This is a genomic window from Microcystis sp. LEGE 08355, assembly GCF_015207185.1.
In the GTDB taxonomy this organism is placed as follows: domain Bacteria; phylum Cyanobacteriota; class Cyanobacteriia; order Cyanobacteriales; family Microcystaceae; genus Microcystis; species Microcystis panniformis.
Window position 1 is genome coordinate 1 of the sequence record NZ_JADEXI010000629.1, and the last position, 2594, is coordinate 2594.

Annotated in this window: 3 protein-coding genes; 2 read left to right on the top strand and 1 reads right to left on the bottom strand. The window is 41.9% G+C overall.

Annotated elements, in window-relative coordinates; translation table 11 throughout:
* The first annotated feature begins 119 nt into the window (after window positions 1–119).
* Entirely contained in the window at window positions 120–800 is a 681-nt protein-coding gene (ispD, locus tag IQ242_RS22145) for a 2-C-methyl-D-erythritol 4-phosphate cytidylyltransferase (RefSeq protein WP_193961429.1), read from the top strand.
* Here the strand turns inward: ispD and IQ242_RS22150 are convergent.
* Complete coding sequence (locus tag IQ242_RS22150) at window positions 795–1412, bottom strand: serine O-acetyltransferase (protein ID WP_072926523.1); 618 nt, start codon at window positions 1410–1412, stop codon at window positions 795–797. The genes ispD and IQ242_RS22150 overlap by 6 nt on opposite strands.
* A gap of 104 nt (window positions 1413–1516) precedes the next feature.
* Between IQ242_RS22150 and IQ242_RS22155 the strand changes: the two genes are divergently transcribed.
* Window positions 1517–2467, top strand: a complete 951-nt coding sequence (locus IQ242_RS22155; protein ID WP_193961430.1) for a glycosyltransferase family 2 protein — start codon at window positions 1517–1519, stop codon at window positions 2465–2467.
* Window positions 2468–2594: the final 127 nt, after the last annotated feature.

Genomic DNA, 2594 nt, shown 5'->3' on the forward strand with positions numbered 1-2594 from the left:
CTTATCAAGGGGGGATTTAGGGGGGATTTATCTTCAATTTAATTAAAACCACTTACTTAACCAGCAAAAAGCTCCCCACTTCTGTCCACTGAATTTTTAACTTTTTACCTGAAAAAAATATGTATTTGTTAATTCCAGCAGCGGGAATGGGTAAACGGATGGGCAGCGATCGCAATAAGTTACTGCTCACCCTGCACGGAAAACCGCTCCTCGCTTGGACTTTGCTGGCTGCCATGCAATCCAGGGCAATTATCTGGATTGGCATCATGGCACAACCGGAAGACTTTGCGGAGATCCGAGCAATTATCACCGCCATAAATGCCCTTAAACCCGTGCAAATCATCCAAGGAGGCGAAACCAGACAAAAATCGGTTTACAATGGCTTACAAGCCCTACCAGAGGGGGCTGAGACGGTTTTAATTCACGATGGGGCGCGCTGTTTAGCCACTCCCGAATTATTTGATCGCTGTGCCGCCGCTTTAGCCACTTGTCAGGGTTTCATTGCGGCCATTCCGGTGAAAGATACGATTAAAATTGTCGATAGCAACGGCTGGATTGAGGATACACCCGATCGCTCGCGGTTGTGGGCGGCCCAAACGCCCCAGGGTTTTCAGGTAAAATTATTAAAAGAATGTCACGAACAGGGCCGAAAATTAGCTTGGGAAGTCACCGACGATGCCGCCTTATTAGAAAAATGTGGTTTTCCCGTCAAAATTGTCGTCGGTGAAGAAACCAACTTAAAAATTACTACTCCGGGGGATCTGGCAATTGCCGAATATATTTTAAGTCAACGTTTATAATTTTTCATCTACTTTAACGCCGTCCCGTTTAATAATACGAGCGGGAATACCCACCACCACACAATTAGCTGGAACATCCTTGACTACCACTGAATTTGCGCCCACGGTGACATTATCGCCGATGGTAATATTTCCCAAGACTTTAGCGCCGGCGGTAATCCTGACATTATTGCCAATTTTGGGGCGACCGCTTTTATCTTTATAGCCAATTGTTACCTGTTGATTAATCCAACAGTTATCGCCCAAATCCGCCATAACAATCGTACTAAAACCGTGTTGAATAAATAATCCTTTGCCAATCGAACAGGAAGAATCTAGAAATAAGTAGGAACTTTCTCGATAGAAAAACCTAAGAATATACATAAAAAAGCGGCTGAATGAACCACCTTGAAAAAGACGACAATAATATAAATTCCTAAATTCTTTTGCCTCCAGACACAGAGCTAATAATTGTAACCAATCTGCTCTTTTTTCCCGGCCTAATAACTCTACCCAACGCCGCACATCACCTAAGATAAGTTCTCGATTATTAGCTACCTGAAAAGCAATGATTAAGGGTGAGAGCAAAACAATACCCGCATAGAAAAATAATTTTCGGAAGAAACTTTTCATCGTTGGTCTAAAATAAGTGACAATAGACTTGCTTTTTGTTGCTATTAATTATAGTAGTATTGTAGCGAATAGTTCAACCTTCGCCCGTTTATTGGACTCCAACGATGTCAACTACCCTACAGTTCCTTCCCGAAGTATCCGTGATCGTGCCAATTTATAACGGGGAGAAAGATCTACCCCCTCTCATTGATTGTTTAGCCAAACAGACCTATCCCCGTCAATTAGTTGAATATATTTTAGTTGATAATAATAGTAGCGATCGCACAGCAGAATTATTAGGGAAGGCAGCAGAAGAACACCGGGGACTGAACCTGATCATTTTAAGCGAAAATCAGATACAAAGCTCCTACGCTGCTCGTAACAAAGGGATCAAAAGCGCTCGTTATCCTTTTCTGGCCTTCACCGATGCCGATTGTCGTCCCGCACCGCAATGGTTGACAGAATTGATCCAACCCTTTAAAGATACTAGGATCGGTCTGGTAGCGGGTGAAATTGCCGCCTTAACTGGTTCCACTTGGTTGGAAAAGTATGCGGAACGTCGTCACTTTATGTCACCAAAATTTCTTTTAGAACATTCTTTTTGTCCCTACGGTCAAACTGCTAACCTCGCTATTCGTCGAGAAGCTGTTCAAAAAGTTGGTTTATTTCGTCCTTATTTAACTACTGGTGGTGATGCCGATATCTGTTGGCGTATTCAACAACAAACCGACTGGCAATTAACCTACGCACCAGAGGCAATTATTTACCATCGTCATCGTTCCACCCTAGAAGACTTAAGAAGTCAATTAAAACGTTATGGGCGCTCGAATCGCTATCTTCACGAATTGCACGGTGTCGAATTGATGCGACCTTTAACCAATCAAGAGTTATTTTTTACTCTCAGTCGTTGGTTATTAAAAGAGCTACCAAAAAATAGCCTCAAGTTACTGTTTGGTAAAGCAGATTTAGTAGATTTATTGGCTACTCCCCTCGATTTAATTGGGTTTCAGTCCCGCAGCCAAGGACAAGCCACGGCTAAATTACCCGAAAAAGCTAAAGAAATCGAATGGCTTTAATTCAGTTATCAGTTATCAGTTATCAGTTATCAGTTATCAGTTATCAGTTATCAGTTATCAGTTATCAGTTATCAGTTATCAGTTATCAGTTATCAGTTATCAGTTATCAGTTATCAGTTATCAGTTA